This window comes from Streptomyces sp. P1-3, assembly GCF_050613155.1.
Classification (GTDB): Bacteria; Actinomycetota; Actinomycetes; order Streptomycetales; family Streptomycetaceae; genus Streptomyces.
The window spans coordinates 4,221,398-4,235,722 of record NZ_CP192512.1; the positions used below are offsets into that span (position 1 = coordinate 4,221,398).

Below are 14,325 nucleotides of genomic sequence, written 5' to 3' on the forward strand. Positions count from 1 at the left end.
GCGTCCGTACGGGAAAGGAGCGCGGGCCCGGGCACACCGTGCGGTGGCGGTCCCCTCGCAGTCCACGGCGAGTTGTCAGGAGCTGCCGCCGCCGCGGGTGATCGGGCTCGCGGCCCCGCCGAGGGGCCGCCTACCGTTGCGGGTCAGCGCCGGACTTCGACCGGACTTCCCCCGCGGGGCGGTGTGAGAAGCGGGGGATCAGCGGAAGAAGGCGATGCCGTCGTCCGGCAGGTCACCCAGGTCCTTGGCCCAGGCGGCGACCTCTTCCGGGGTGACGGACTTCTTCAGGTGCGCCGACATGTAGGGGCGCAGCGGCACCTCGGGGGTGGCCTTCTCGCCGACCCACATCAGGTCGCCCTTGACGTAGCCGTACAGCCGCTTGCCGCCGGAGTACGGGCCGGAGGCGGCGGTGCGCGCGACGGCGTCGGTGACCACGTCGATCTGGGGCTTCTGCGCCGCCAGCTCGCCGTACCAGACCTCGACGACGCCCTGGTCGCGGATCATCACGATCTCGACCTTGCGGTCCTTGTCGATCCGCCAGTAGCCGGACTCGGTCTCCAGCGGCTCGACCTGCTTGCCCTCCGCGTCCAGCACCCAGGTGCGCGAGACGTACTCCAGGAAGTCCCGGCCGTCGTGGCTGAAGGTCACTTCCTGTCCGAAGTTGCACTTCTTGGAACCCGGGAAGTCGGCGACGCCCGCCCCCGTCCAGTTGCCGAGGAGGAAGGCGAGGGGCACGAGGTCCGGGTGGAGGTCGGACGGGATCTCGATCATGGAATCAGGCGTTCTGCTAGTGAGCGGAAGGGAGCGGTCAGCGCTGGCCCTGGTACAGCTTCTTCCAGGTCAGCCCGACGAAGGCGAGCGTGGCGACCGCGACCAGGATCATCAGGGTGGTGAAGACTGCCTCAAGCACGAGCGCGCTCCTCGGACGGAGTGAGGTATTACGGACCGTCGTCAGTCTAATCCGCGATGCCGCCTCACCTAGGCTGGGGCCATGGCCAAGAAGCTGGTGATCAAGGTGACCGCGGGTGCCGACGCGCCGGAGCGGTGCTCGCAGGGGTTCACGGCGGCGGCGGTGGCCGCGGCCAGCGGGGTCGAGGTCTCGCTGTATCTGACCGGGGAGTCGACGTGGTTCGCGCTGCCGGGGCGGGCGGCGGAGTTCGAGCTGCCGCACGCGGCGCCGCTGCCGGATCTGATCGACGGCATCCTGGCGGGCGGCGGGACGATCACGGTGTGCTCGCAGTGCGCGGCCCGGCGCGGGATCGAGGAGAAGGACCTCATCAAGGGCGCGCGGATCGCCGGGATGCAGATGTTCGTGAGCGAGATCATGCCGGACGGTGTGCAGGCGCTCGTGTACTGACCGCCGCACGGGGCTTCGCCCCGACTTGGCCGCGGCGGTCCATCAGCTGCGGCGGTCCAGCTCGCGCCACCACTCGTCCGACTGCCGGTCGCCCGTCTCGTCCCACCAGCGGTCGTCCGGCCCTCTGCGGTTGGCGACGATCGCGGCGAACGGCGGGATGGCCATGGCGACGACGCACATGGCGACGGCCACGGGCACGGACCACAGGCGCACGAAGGCCCATGCCGTGATGAACAGCGTCAGACACGCGCCCATCAGGATGAAATAAGCACGGCGCCGTCGTGCGTACACGCTTTCAGCGTACGACCGAGAGCCGCACCCCGCCGAGGCGTCCAACCCCGGGGTGCGGCTCTCGGCCCGTGAGCCGGGTCTCGGCTCAGACGGCGATGGCGACCTCCGCCAAACCGCCCTGCTGGGCGACGACGGTGCGGTCCGCGGTCGCGCCCGGCACCAGGGCGCGCAGCGTCCAGGTGCCCTCGGCGGCGTAGAAGCGGAACTGGCCCGTCGCCGAGGTGGGGACCTCGGCGGTGAACTCGCCGGTGCTGTCCAGCAGGCGTACGTAACCGGTGACGGGCTGGCCGTCGCGGGTCACCGAACCCTGGATCGTGGTCTCACCGGGCTTGATGGTCGACGCGTCGGGGCCGCCGGCCTGTGCTCCACACATGGGTGTCTTTCCTTACGTTCTGGGAGGCGGGGAGGTCAGCTGTTGGCGCCGAGCTCGATCGGCACGCCGACGAGCGAGCCGTATTCGGTCCAGGAGCCGTCGTAGTTCTTGACGTTGGCCTGGCCGAGCAGCTCGTGCAGCACGAACCAGGTGTGCGCGGAGCGCTCGCCGATCCGGCAGTAGGCGATGGTGTCCTTCGCCAGGTCCACGCCCTCGCCCTCGTACAGCTCCTTGAGCTCGTCGTCGGACTTGAACGTGCCGTCGTCGTTGGCCGACTTCGACCACGGGATGTTCCGGGCGGACGGTACGTGGCCCGGACGCTGCGACTGCTCCTGCGGCAGGTGGGCGGGGGCGAGCAGCTTGCCGGAGAACTCGTCGGGGGAGCGCACGTCGACCAGGTTCAGCGAGCCGATCGCGGCCACGACGTCGTCGCGGAAGGCGCGGATCGAGCTGTCCTGGGCCTTGGCCTTGTACTCCGTCGCCGGGCGGGTGGGGACCTCGGCGACCAGGTCGCGCGAGTCCAGCTCCCACTTCTTGCGGCCGCCGTCGAGGAGCTTGACGTCCTGGTGGCCGTAGAGCTTGAAGTACCAGTAGGCGTAGGACGCGAACCAGTTGTTGTTGCCGCCGTACAGGACGACCGTGTGGTCGTTGGCGATGCCCTTCGCGGACAGCAGCTTCTCGAACCCGGCCTGGTCCACGAAGTCGCGGCGCACCGGGTCCTGGAGGTCCTGCTTCCAGTCGATCCGGACGGCGTTCTTGATGTGGTTCTTCTCGTAGGCCGAGGTGTCCTCGTCGACCTCGACGATGACCACCTTGGGGTCGTCGATGCGGGCCTCGACCCAGTCGGCGTCCACCAGGACGTCACTGCGGCTCATGTTCTCTCCTCCGGGGCGGTTGCGGCGGTACGGGGCGGTGCGGGTACGCGGGGACGGCGCGGCGCGGGGAGGCGCGTGGCGCTGTACGAGAGAGGGTGCCCTTGATCGGGCGGATGAGGATGGGGAGCGGGCGTGCGCTCACCCGTTCAGACGGTGCGACAGAGCATGGCGGCGACACGACACAGGTCGACTGCCCGCCGCTTCGTGAGGTCCGCCTGTCCCCGGTGGCGGGGACCGCTAATCCAGCTCTGCATGGGCCGATGGTAGGGACGGACCGACGGACGTGTCACCGGTGTGTCGCATGGTGAGACGCGATCGTCTGATATGCGAGACGACGGGGAAAGGTTGAAGGCCGCAAGGACCCGCTTCGGGCCCTTGCGGCCATGGGAATCTGCGGTGCGGACGCGGCCGTCTCAGTGGATGGACGCGGCCCCGTCCACGGCTCAGCTGGTCAGGCTCACCGCGGTGCCGGCCCCCGACAGGTCGATCCCGTCCTGCGTGGTCTCCACCTTCTCCAGGCGCAGCCCGTTCGGCATGCCGCTGATCTTCCAGTCCTTGTCGGTCTTCTCGCGGATCTGCCCCTCGAACCGTGCGGGGATCCCCTCCGGGACGGCGTCGATGCGCAGCCGGATCGTGTCGCCGTTCACCACCGAGACCGTGCCGTCCGCGCTCAGGCCGAGGCCCATGAAGCTGCCGGTGATCTTGACCCGGTTGGCATTCGCTCCGGCCTTGCCCGCCTGGCTCACCCGTATGCCCTCGCCCGCGGCCGCGGACAGGTCCGCGTAGCTGATGTGCGCGCGGCCGGAGGCGCGGTCGGCGGTGGCGGAGGAGAAGTCGCCGGAGATCTTCACCTGGTGCAGCGTGGCGGACAGCTCGGTGATCGTGACGTTGTGCCCGTCGTCGGTGGTGGCCGTCAGCCCGTCCAGGCCCACCTCGACCTCGTCCAGCTTCTTGTCCAGCGCCTGGGTCAGGAAGGGGAAGCCCTTGATCGAGACCTCGGGGGTGATCGAGAGGCCCTGACGGCTCTTGATCTTCTCCGCGGCCTCGGTCTCCGCGAAGTCGACCGCGACCCGGTCGGCCACGACGCCCAGGCCGCCGAGGACCACCAGCACGACCAGCGTGATGCGCAGCCCGCGCCCCCGCCTTCTCCTCGGCTCCCGCCGCGCGGGTTCCGGGTCCGCGGGCTCCTGGTATGCGGGTTCCTGGTACGCGGGCTGCTGGTGCGCGTCGGCGGCCGCCGGCGGGTACGGCGAGTCCGCCGGGTACGCGGCGTTCGTGGTGTGCGTCGGCTCGGTCACGTTCGTCCCCCACTCCTCGGTCAGGCGTTTGCCTGTGGCTGCGAGCCTAACGAAACGCCTTCCCCGCCCGGCCCCCTCCCGTAACCCGGCCTAGGCGATCGCCCGGCCGATCAGGTAGACGGCCGGGGCGGCCGCCGCGAGGGGGAGGGCGACGCCCGCGGTCATGTGCACGAAGCGCGACGGGTAGTCGTACGCGGCCACCCGCAGCCCGATCAGCGCGCACACACCGGCCGCCGCGCCCAGCCCGGCGGCGCCCGTGGCGGCGGTGTCCGTCAGATGCCCGGCGGCCAGGCCGGCGCCCGCCGCCGCGAGCAGCGCGGCCACCACCGACACGGCGGTGGGCAGCGGCAGCGCGCGGGCGAGCGCGGCGGCGGCGATGGCGGCGGCGCCCAGGACGACGGCGTCGGAGGACTCGGCGACCGCGGCCAGGTGTCCGGCCGCGATGACCGTGACGGCGGTCGAGACGGTGGTGGCGGTGAGGCTGTACATGCGCTCGTCGGGCGTGCTGCGGTTGCGCAGTTGGAGGATCAGGACGAGCAGCAGCCAGACCCCGAGCGTGCCGATGACGACCGTCGGGGCGTCCTCCCGGTCGGTCGCCAGCAGCCCGACGTCGGCGGCCAGTCCGCCGGCGAAGGCGAGCATGATCCCCTGGCGCGCGGGCCACATGCCGTTCAGCCGGAACCAGCCCGCGGCGGTCACGGCCTGGAGCAGCGCCACGACGGCGGCGGTCGCCGGGCGGGGCAGCGGCGCGGTGGCGGCCAGCAGCCCGGCGATGGCCGCCGTGAGCAGCGCGGGCGTCATCCCGGGGTCGATGATCGGCGACCGGCCCTCGGCGCGGGCCCGCTGGGCGGCGGTCAGCGGCCTCGCGGGCGCGGGCACGGACGGGGTCTGGGGCGCCGCCGCGGTGGCGGCCGCGGGCGTCGGCTCGGCGAGGGTAGCGGTGGCCGCCGCCGCGGTGCGCTGCGGGCGCGCGCCGGGCCGCCCGTCCGCCGGCTGCGCGGCCACGTCGGGTCCGGGCGCGTGCCGCCCGTCCGCCGGGCTCGCGGGCGCGGCGTGCTCGGGGTGCCCTTGCGCGCCGTATGCGCCGGTCTGCGGCCCGAAGCCGGAGGCGGCCGGGTGGGCGGGGGCGGCCTGCTGCTGCGCGGGCGCGTCCCAGGGCTGCTGCCCGTACTGCTGCGTGCCGTACTGCTGCTCCCCGGCCCCCGGCTGCCCGTACGGCTCGCCGTACTGCTGCCCGGCGTACGCCTGGTTCGGATACGGCTGATGCTGCTGCTCCGCGTACGGCTGCCCGTACGGCTCGCCGTACTGCTGCTGGTGCCCCTGGTGCCCGTACGGCTCCTGGTACCCGGCCGCGTACGGGTCCGGGTATGCCTCCCCGTATCCGGGCTGCTGCTGCTGCCCGTACGGCGCCTGGGGTTGCTGCGGCTGCTGCGGGTGCTGATACGCCTGCTGCCCGTCGTATCCCTCGTACCCCTCGTAACCGGGCCACGTGCCGGGCTGCTGCCCGCCCTGCGGGTCGTAGCCCTCGTGCGGCGCGTACGGCGCGTACGGATCGCGGGGCCCGTGCTCGTGCCCGTACGGGTCCGGGTTCTGCGGCTGGTTGCTCATCGCGCTTCGGTCACCCTCCTGCGAACGGCGGGAGCACCTCGACCGTGCCGCCCTCGGCCAGTGCGACCGTCGCATGGTCGCGTGTGCCGACGGCTTCCCCGTCGACCAGGAACGAACAGCGCAGCAGCACCCGGGCGAACTCCGGGCGCTCCGCATGCCGCCGCCGAGCCGCGTCGAGGGCCTCCGCGAGCGTCGCGGCGGCGTAGGGCTCCTCGGCGGTGCCGGCCGCGGCCTTGGCGGCGGCCCAGTACCGGATCGTGCCGGCGGGCACGTCCGCCGTGCCCCCCGTACCGCCCGTCCGGTCCGTCTCGTCGCTTGTCGCCATGGCGACCCCTTTCGCTTCCCGTCCGCGCGCGGGCGCTCGGCCCGGGCGGATTACCGCCCTCCATGATGACGGGTGGACGGAGTGCGGAAATCCGCGCGACGCCGCACAGTACGCCGCATAGGGTTCGCGTGTGCTGGTACGACTAATACGGGCGCATCTGGGGCCCTACACCCGACCGATCGCGCTGGTCGTGCTGCTCCAGTTGGTGCAGACGCTGGCCACGCTCTATCTACCGGCCCTCAACGCGGACATCATCGACGACGGCGTGGTGAAGGGGGACACCGGTTACATCCTCCGGGTGGGCGGCGTCATGGTCGCCGTCACGCTGCTCCAGATCTGCTGCGCCATCGGCGCGGTCTATTTCGGATCCCGTACGGCCATGGCGCTCGGCCGCGACATCCGCGCCGCCGTCTTCGACCGGGTGCAGTCGTTCTCCTCCCGCGAGCTGGGCCGGTTCGGCGCCCCGTCGCTGATCACCCGCGGCACCAACGACATCCAGCAGGTGCAGATGCTGTGCCTGATGGCCTTCACCATCATGGCCTCGGCGCCGATCATGTGCGTGGGCGGCGTCCTCATGGCGCTCGACCAGGACGTGCCGCTGTCCGGGCTGCTGCTGGTCATCGTCCCGGTCCTCGGCGTCGTCGTCGCGTTGATCCTGCGCCGGATGCGGCCGCTGTTCCGGGGCGTCCAGGAGCGCATCGACACCGTCAACCGGGTGCTGCGCGAGCAGATCACCGGCATCCGCGTGATCCGCGCGTTCGTCCGCGACCGGCATGAGCGGGAGCGCTTCGACGAGGCCAACCACGCGCTCATGGACGTGTCGCTGCGCGCCGGGCGGCTGATGGCCCTGATGTTCCCGTCGGTGATGCTGGTGGTGAACGTCGCCGGTGCCGCCGTCGTCTGGTTCGCCGGGCACCGCATCGACAGCGGGGACATGCGGATCGGCGCCCTGACGGCGTTCCTCGCGTACCTGATGCAGATCCTGATGGCCGTCATGATGGCCACCTTCATGTTCATGATGGTGCCGCGCGCGGAGGTGTGCGCCGAGCGCGTCCAGGAGGTGCTGGACACCGAGACCAGCGTGCGGCCGCCCGCCGACCCGGTGCCGCTGCCGGCCGCGGCGACGGCCGCGACGGCCGCCGGGCGGCGCGGCACGACCGGCCGTCTGCTGGAGCTGGACGGCGTGGAGTTCCGTTATCCGGGGGCCGAGGAACCGGTGCTGCGCGACATCTCGCTGCTCGCCCGGCCCGGCGAGACCACGGCCGTCATCGGTTCCACCGGCAGCGGCAAGTCCACGCTGCTCGGCCTGGTGCCGAGGCTGTTCGACCCGACGGCGGGCAGCGTGCGGGTGGACGGGGTGGACGTGCGGCGGCTCGATCCGGCGGAGCTGGCCCGGACGATCGGACTCGTGCCGCAGAAGCCGTATCTCTTCTCCGGCACCGTCGCCTCCAACCTGCGCTACGGCAGACCCGACGCCACCGACGAGGAGCTGTGGCGGGCGCTGGAGACGGCCCAGGCCCGGGACTTCGTGGCGGAGTTGGCGGAGGGCCTGGAGGCGCCCATCGCGCAGGGCGGCGGCAACGTGTCCGGCGGGCAGCGGCAGCGCCTGGCCATCGCCCGCGCGCTGGTCGGCCGCCCGGCGATCTACCTCTTCGACGACTCCTTCTCCGCCCTGGACTACGCCACGGACGCGCGGCTGCGCGCGGCGCTGGCGGACGAGACCGGGGAGGCGACGGTCGTCATCGTCGCCCAGCGGGTCGCCACGATCCGGCACGCGGACCGCATCGTCGTCCTGGACGAGGGCCGGGTGGTCGGTACGGGCACCCATCCCGAACTGATGGCGGGCAACCCGACGTACCGGGAGATCGTGCTGTCGCAGCTGAGCGAGGAGGAGGCGGCGTGAGCGGGGGAGGCACGGGCAAGGGCGGGGGCGGCGTGAGTGAGGGAGGCACGGGCAAGGGCGGGGGCGGCGTGAGCGAGGGCAAGGCGACCGTCGCGGCGCCCCGCAGGGGACCGGCCCCGGCCGCCGGGCCCGCGCGCTGGATGGGCGGCCAGCCCACCGAGCGCTCCATGGACTTCCGCGGCTCCGGCCGCCGGCTGCTCGCCACCATGCGTCCGGAGCGCACCATGCTGCTGGTGGCGCTCGGCTTCGCGGTGCTCAGCATCGCGCTGACCGTGCTCGGGCCCAAGATCCTCGGCCATGCCACGGACCTGATCTTCGAGGGGGTGGTCGGCCGCCAACTGCCCGCGGACGAGACCAAGGCGGAGACCGTCGAGCGGCTGCGCGAGCACGGCGACGGCACGGTCGCGGACATGATCTCCGCGATGGACGTCGTGCCCGGCCGGGGCATCGACTTCGACGCGGTCGGCGTCGTGCTGCTGTGGGTGGTGCTGCTCTACGTGGGCGCCGCGGTCCTCGGCCTCGTACAGGCGCGTATCTACACCGTCGTCGTCCAGCGGGCCGTGTTCCGCATGCGGCGCGAGGTCGAGGAGAAGCTGGCCCGCCTGCCGCTGTCGTACTTCGACAAGCAGCCGCGCGGTGAGGTGCTGTCCCGGGCGACCAACGACATCGACAACATCCAGCAGACCCTCCAGCAGACCATGAGCCAGGTCATCGCCTCGCTGCTGACGATCGTGGGCGTACTGGCGATGATGTTCTGGATCTCGCCGCTGCTGGCCCTGGTGGCGCTGCTGACCGTGCCGCTGTCGGTGTTCGTGGCGGCCCGCGTCGGCAAGCGCGCGCAGCCGCAGTTCGTCGCCCAGTGGAAGACGACCGGCAAGCTCAACGCCCATATAGAGGAGATGTACACCGGCCACTCGCTGGTGAAGGTCTTCGGGCGGGAGCGGGAGTCCGCGGCGATCTTCCGGGAGCACAACGAGCAGCTGTACGCGTCGAGTTTCCGGGCCCAGTTCATCTCCGGGATCATCCAGCCCGCGATGATGTTCATCGGCAACCTCAACTACGTGCTGGTCGCGGTGGTCGGCGGTCTGCGGGTGGCCTCCGGCGCGCTGTCGATCGGCGATGTGCAGGCGTTCGTGCAGTACTCGCGCCAGTTCAGCCAGCCGCTGACCCAGGTGGCCTCGATGGCCAACCTGGTGCAGTCGGGCGTGGCGTCGGCCGAGCGGGTCTTCGAGCTGCTGGACGCGGAGGAGCAGATCCCGGACCCGGCGCCGTCGAGGGGCCCGCGCCGCGAGCCGGTCAGCGGGCGGGTCGCGTTCGAGGACGTCTCCTTCCGCTACGAGCCGGACAAGCCGCTGATCGAGGACCTGTCGCTGTCGGTGCGGCCCGGCCAGACGGTGGCCATAGTCGGCCCGACGGGCGCGGGGAAGACCACCCTGGTCAATCTGCTGATGCGGTTCTACGAGGTCAGCGGCGGCCGGATCACCCTCGACGGCGTCGACATCGCCACGGTCCCGCGCGAGGAGCTGCGCTCCCACATCGGCATGGTCCTCCAGGACACGTGGCTGTTCGGCGGCACGATCGCGGAGAACATCGCCTACGGGGCGGACGGGGCGTCGATGGAGGCCATCGTCGCGGCGGCGAAGGCCACCCATGTGGACCGCTTCGTACGGACCCTCCCGGACGGCTACGACACGGTCCTGGATGAAGAGGGCGGAGGCGTCAGCGTCGGCGAGAAGCAGCTGATCACCATCGCGCGGGCGTTCCTGGCCGAACCGGCGATCCTCGTGCTGGACGAGGCGACCAGCTCGGTGGACACCCGTACGGAGGTCCTGATCCAGCACGCGATGGCGTCCCTGCGGGACGGCCGCACCAGCTTCGTCATCGCCCACCGGCTCTCCACGATCCGTGACGCGGACCTGATCCTGGTGATGGAGGCGGGCCGCATCGTGGAACAGGGCACACACGAGGAGCTGCTGGCGGCCCGGGGCGCGTACGCGCGCCTGTACGAGGCTCAGTTCGCCGCCCCGGTGGCGGACTAGCGGCGCCTGGGGGTGGCCGGGGCCCGGAGGACTGCGGCCACGTGTGGGCGCGGCCCGGGAGGCGCTTCGGTCGGCTACGTGTGGGCCGCGGCCCACTCCGCGATCCGGTTCAGCAGGTCCTCCCCGGCGGAGTTCTCCGCGTGCCCGAAACCCCGCTCGATCCACAGCTCTGTGGATGACGGGGCGGCGGCCGCCGCCAGCGCGCGGGGATGGTCCAGCGGGAAGTACGGGTCCGCGTCCCCATGGACGATCAGCACCGGGGTCGGGGCGATCATCGGGATCGAGGCCACCGGCGAGAGCGGAACCGGGTTCCAGCGCTCCGGGGCGACCCGCGTGCGGAGGCCGTAGCGGGAGACCAGGCGGCCGGCGGGGCGCGTCACCACCCAGTGGAGACGCCGCATGGGCGCCGTACCGCGGTAGAACCAGCGGGCGGGGGCGCTCACGGCGATCACCGCGTCGGCATGCGCATCCCCGCGCCCCACGCGCTCTCCATGCTCCTGCGTGCGCCCCTTCCCGCCTCCGGTCGCGTATGGCTGGATCTCGACGGTCGCCCCCAGGGCGGCGGCTCCCCCGGACGCGGTCCCCACGGCCGTCCCGGCGCGCGCGGCATGCCGCAGCACCACCGAGCCGCCCATCGAGAACCCGACCGTGACCACCCGCCGGTGGCCGAGCCGACGCGCCCAGCGCACCGCCGCGGCCAGATCCAGGACCTCGCGGTCGCCGACCGTGGAGCGGCCGCCGGACCGGCCGTGCCCGCGGAAGGAGAACGTGATCACGGCCGCACGCTGGGACAACGCTCGGGCGGCACGCCGTAGCGCGGGACGCTCCAGCGCGCCGGTGAAGCCGTGCGCGACGACGAAGGCCAGGTCGTCCACGGCGGTGCCGGCGGCCTCGTACGCCGCGTCGATCGGGACCCCGTCATCCGTCAGCAGCGTCACTCTCAGGACCCCTGACGTGACCGGCAGAACACGACTGCGTGCAGATTCGGCCTCTGATCCGCGCGTCATGTGGGCTATTCTGCTTCGAAGAGGACTCGGGCAACGCAGCCCCCGGGTCCTTTTGTGCTTTCAGGCGCGTTCCGCGCGCTTGAGCGCACGCGCGCCCCAGGGCGCGGAGCCGCACGCAGCAAACACCGGTACGAGCAGTGCCCTCGCAGGGACCGAGGAGGAACCGACGTTATGGGCGAGCTAGGCGAGACCGCGACCACGGCCAAGGCAGGTGGCGACCGATGAGCTCACTGCTTCTGCTGACCAACGCACTCCAGCCGTCGACGGAGGTGCTGCCCGCTCTCGGCCTCCTGCTGCACAGCGTGCGCGTCGCCCCGGCGGAGGGCCCGGCGCTCGTGGACACCCCCGGCGCCGACGTCATCCTCATCGACGGCCGCCGCGACCTGCCGCAGGTGCGCAGCCTGTGCCAGCTGCTGCGCTCCACCGGCCCCGGCTGCCCGCTGATCCTGGTGGTCACCGAGGGCGGGCTCGCCGCCGTCACCGCGGACTGGGGCATCGACGACGTCCTGCTGGACACCGCGGGCCCCGCGGAGGTCGAGGCGCGGCTGCGGCTCGCGATGGGCCGCCAGCAGATCACCACGGACGACAGCCCGATGGAGATCCGCAACGGCGACCTGTCGGTGGACGAGGCGACCTACAGCGCCAAGCTCAAGGGTCGTGTGCTGGATCTCACATTCAAGGAGTTCGAGCTGCTGAAGTACCTGGCGCAGCACCCCGGGCGCGTCTTCACCCGCGCCCAGCTGCTCCAGGAGGTCTGGGGCTACGACTACTTCGGTGGCACCCGGACCGTCGACGTCCACGTGCGGCGGCTGCGCGCCAAGCTCGGCCCCGAGCACGAATCCCTGATCGGAACGGTGCGAAACGTCGGTTATCGCTTCGTCGTACCGGAGAAGGTGGAGCGGGCCGCCGAGGAGGCCAAGGCGAAGGCCAAGGCATCGGCCGGGGCGGCCCGCCGCGAGGACGCCGAAGTCGCCGCCGCACGACCGGCCAAGGGGTAGATGGACCCGCGTAGACTGCCCGGCGTGGCCAAGGTGACGCGGGACGATGTGGCAAGGCTGGCGGGGACCTCGACCGCGGTCGTCAGCTACGTCATCAACAATGGACCGAGGCCGGTCGCCCCGGCCACGCGGGAGCGCGTGCTCGCCGCGATCAAGGAGCTCGGGTACCGGCCCGACCGTGTCGCGCAGGCTATGGCGAGCCGGCGCACGGACCTCATAGGCCTGATCGTGCCGGACGCCCGCCAGCCGTTCTTCGCCGAGATGGCGCACGCCGTCGAACGGGCGGCCGCCGAGCGCGGGAAGATGGTGCTGGTCGGTAACTCCGACTACCTCGACGAGCGCGAGGTGCACTATCTGCGTGCCTTCCTCGGCATGCGGGTCTCCGGGCTGATCCTGATCAGCCAGGGCCCCAGCGAGCACGCGGCCGCCGAGATAGACGCCTGGGACGCGCGGGTCGTCCTGCTGCACCGCCGCCCCGAGGCGATCGAGGACGTCGCCGTGGTCACGGACGACGTGGGCGGCGCGCACCTGGCCACCCGGCACCTGCTGGAGCACGGCCATCCGTATGTCGCCTGCCTCGGCGGTCTGGAGATCACCCCGACCGTCGGCGACCCGGTCACCGACCACGTCGAGGGCTGGCGGCGGGCCATGCGGGAGTCCGGGAAGTCCACCGAGGGCCTGTTGTTCCAGGCCCCGTACAACCGCTACGACGCCTATCAGGTGGCACTGAAGCTGCTGGCCGGGCCGGAGCGCCCGCCCGCCATCATCTGCGCCACCGACGACCAGGCCATCGGCGTGCTGCGGGCCGCGCGTGAGCTGCGGATCGACGTGCCGGGGGAGCTGGCGGTCGCGGGCTTCGACGACGTGAAGGAAGCGGCGCTCACCGATCCGCCGCTGACCACCGTCGCCTCCGACCGCGAGGCGATGGCGCGCGCCGCGGTGGACCTGGTGCTGGACGACGGCCTGCGGGTGCCGGGGTCGCGCCGCGAGCGGCTGAAGCAGTTCCCGTCCGCGCTGGTGGTCCGGCGCTCCTGCGGCTGCCACTGAGCCGTGTGACCGGGGCTCCGCCCCGGACCCCGATTTCCCCGATTTCTGTCGGGCTTCTCAGCGGGCACTCAGACAATTCTCAGGAACGCCGCGCACTGTCGAAGGCATGACGGACAGCATGCGCCCAAGCGGCGACCACGAGCCCCAGGCCCAGCAGCCGTACCAGCCGTACTCCGTGCGGCCCGGATCCCCCGCGGACCCCTCGTATCCGTACGCCTCCTTCGCGGCCGCGCCGCCGGTGCCCCCGGCCCCGCCAGGACCGGCCGGGACCGGCACCCGGCGACGGGCCCGCGGACGCGGCCCCGTCGCCCTGGTCGCCGCCGTCGCCATCGCGGCGGCCGCGCTCGGCGCCGGAACGGCCGCGCTGGTCGGCAACGCCACCGAGAAGTCCGGTGGCGGCACCGCCACCCCCGTGGTCAACGCCAACGCCACCACGGGCGGCAGCGTCTCCGCCGTCGCCCAGGCCGTCGGCCCCAGCATCGTGGAGATCAAGGCGAGCTCCGGGCAGGGCGAGTCCACCGGCTCCGGCGTGATCATCACCGGCGACGGCGAGATCATCACCAACAACCACGTCATCGCGGGCGCGGACAGCGTCAAGGTGACCTTCAGTGACGGCAGCAGCAAGACCGCGTCCGTCGTCGGCACCGACCCCGGCAAGGACCTGGCGCTGATCAAGGTGCGAGGCGCCAGTGGCCTGAAGGCGGCCACGCTCGGTGACTCCGACAGCGTGCGGGTCGGCGACCAGGTGGTGGCCATCGGCTCGCCCGAGGGCCTGACCGGCACCGTCACCAGCGGCATCGTCTCGGCCCTCGACCGGGACGTCACCGTGTCCACCGATGAGAGCCAGGGGCGGCAGCAGGGCGGCGGCTCCGGCGGCTGGCCGTTCGAGTTCGGCGGCGGCCGCTACAACGGCGACGTGGGCTCCTCCACCACCACGTACAAGGCCATCCAGACCGACGCCTCGCTCAACCCGGGCAACTCCGGCGGCGCCCTGATCAACATGAAGGGGCAGATCATCGGGATCAACTCGGCGATGTACTCGCCCTCGGGCGCGCAGGCGTCCGGCAGCGCGGGCAGCGTCGGACTCGGCTTCGCCATCCCCGTCGAGACGGTCACCGCCGACCTGGACGCGCTGCGCGACGGCGGGAGCTGAGGTCGTCCGTGTCACGCTGGACGGGTGACCGCGCGCCCCGTCAGGACCCCG

14 protein-coding genes are annotated in these 14,325 nt (G+C 72.1%); 6 read left to right on the forward strand and 8 right to left on the reverse strand.

Going from position 1 to position 14,325, the window contains the following annotated elements:
• Positions 1-198: 198 nt before the first annotated feature.
• Positions 199-771: an FABP family protein gene (locus ACQUSR_RS18180; RefSeq protein ID WP_431043617.1), complete on the reverse strand. Its 573-nt coding sequence runs from the start codon at positions 769-771 to the stop codon at positions 199-201.
• Between the two features lie 220 nt (positions 772-991).
• On the opposite strand from ACQUSR_RS18180, the gene ACQUSR_RS18185 reads away from it, so the two are divergent.
• On the forward strand, positions 992-1,357 hold the full coding sequence (locus tag ACQUSR_RS18185; protein WP_431043618.1) for a DsrE family protein: 366 nt from the start codon (positions 992-994) through the stop codon (positions 1,355-1,357).
• Between the two features lie 42 nt (positions 1,358-1,399).
• Here ACQUSR_RS18185 and ACQUSR_RS18190 read toward each other — a convergent pair whose 3' ends face one another.
• The 6 genes from ACQUSR_RS18190 to ACQUSR_RS18215 form a co-directional block, all read right to left on the reverse strand.
• Positions 1,400-1,648, reverse strand: a complete 249-nt coding sequence (locus tag ACQUSR_RS18190) for a DUF3099 domain-containing protein (RefSeq protein ID WP_431043619.1) — start codon at positions 1,646-1,648, stop codon at positions 1,400-1,402.
• Between the two features lie 85 nt (positions 1,649-1,733).
• Positions 1,734-2,021 (reverse strand): DUF1416 domain-containing protein, encoded by a 288-nt coding sequence (locus ACQUSR_RS18195; protein WP_030372838.1) that lies wholly within the window; start codon positions 2,019-2,021, stop codon positions 1,734-1,736.
• Positions 2,022-2,056: 35 nt separating this feature from the next.
• Complete coding sequence (locus tag ACQUSR_RS18200) at positions 2,057-2,896, reverse strand: sulfurtransferase (protein ID WP_431043620.1); 840 nt, start codon at positions 2,894-2,896, stop codon at positions 2,057-2,059.
• Positions 2,897-3,339: 443 nt separating this feature from the next.
• Positions 3,340-4,194, reverse strand: coding sequence for an LmeA family phospholipid-binding protein (locus ACQUSR_RS18205; protein WP_431043621.1), 855 nt, complete (start codon positions 4,192-4,194; stop codon positions 3,340-3,342).
• 90 nt (positions 4,195-4,284) lie between these two features.
• The gene (locus ACQUSR_RS18210; protein ID WP_431043622.1) at positions 4,285-5,802 is read right to left on the reverse strand and encodes a hypothetical protein; all 1,518 of its coding nucleotides are present in this window, start codon (positions 5,800-5,802) and stop codon (positions 4,285-4,287) included.
• Between the two features lie 10 nt (positions 5,803-5,812).
• Entirely contained in the window at positions 5,813-6,058 is a 246-nt protein-coding gene (locus tag ACQUSR_RS18215) for a MoaD/ThiS family protein (protein ID WP_431047665.1), read from the reverse strand.
• A gap of 199 nt (positions 6,059-6,257) precedes the next feature.
• Here ACQUSR_RS18215 and ACQUSR_RS18220 point away from each other — a divergent pair, with 199 nt between their 5' ends.
• Together ACQUSR_RS18220 and ACQUSR_RS18225 are read left to right on the forward strand one after the other, a co-directional pair.
• Positions 6,258-8,030, forward strand: coding sequence for an ABC transporter ATP-binding protein (locus tag ACQUSR_RS18220; protein ID WP_431043623.1), 1,773 nt, complete (start codon positions 6,258-6,260; stop codon positions 8,028-8,030).
• Between the two features lie 140 nt (positions 8,031-8,170).
• The gene (locus ACQUSR_RS18225; RefSeq protein ID WP_431047667.1) at positions 8,171-10,069 is read left to right on the forward strand and encodes an ABC transporter ATP-binding protein; all 1,899 of its coding nucleotides are present in this window, start codon (positions 8,171-8,173) and stop codon (positions 10,067-10,069) included.
• Between the two features lie 74 nt (positions 10,070-10,143).
• On the opposite strand, the gene ACQUSR_RS18230 is transcribed toward ACQUSR_RS18225, so the two are convergent.
• A complete protein-coding gene (locus ACQUSR_RS18230) occupies positions 10,144-11,076 on the reverse strand; it encodes an alpha/beta hydrolase (protein ID WP_431043624.1) in 933 nt (310 codons plus the stop codon).
• 221 nt (positions 11,077-11,297) lie between these two features.
• Between ACQUSR_RS18230 and ACQUSR_RS18235 the strand changes: the two genes are divergently transcribed.
• From ACQUSR_RS18235 to ACQUSR_RS18245, 3 genes are all read left to right on the forward strand, one after another.
• Positions 11,298-12,074: a response regulator transcription factor gene (locus ACQUSR_RS18235; RefSeq protein WP_431043626.1), complete on the forward strand. Its 777-nt coding sequence runs from the start codon at positions 11,298-11,300 to the stop codon at positions 12,072-12,074.
• A 24-nt stretch (positions 12,075-12,098) separates the two neighbouring features.
• Positions 12,099-13,121 (forward strand): LacI family DNA-binding transcriptional regulator, encoded by a 1,023-nt coding sequence (locus tag ACQUSR_RS18240; protein WP_431043627.1) that lies wholly within the window; start codon positions 12,099-12,101, stop codon positions 13,119-13,121.
• Positions 13,122-13,227: 106 nt separating this feature from the next.
• Positions 13,228-14,274, forward strand: coding sequence for a S1C family serine protease (locus ACQUSR_RS18245; RefSeq protein WP_431043628.1), 1,047 nt, complete (start codon positions 13,228-13,230; stop codon positions 14,272-14,274).
• Positions 14,275-14,325: the final 51 nt, after the last annotated feature.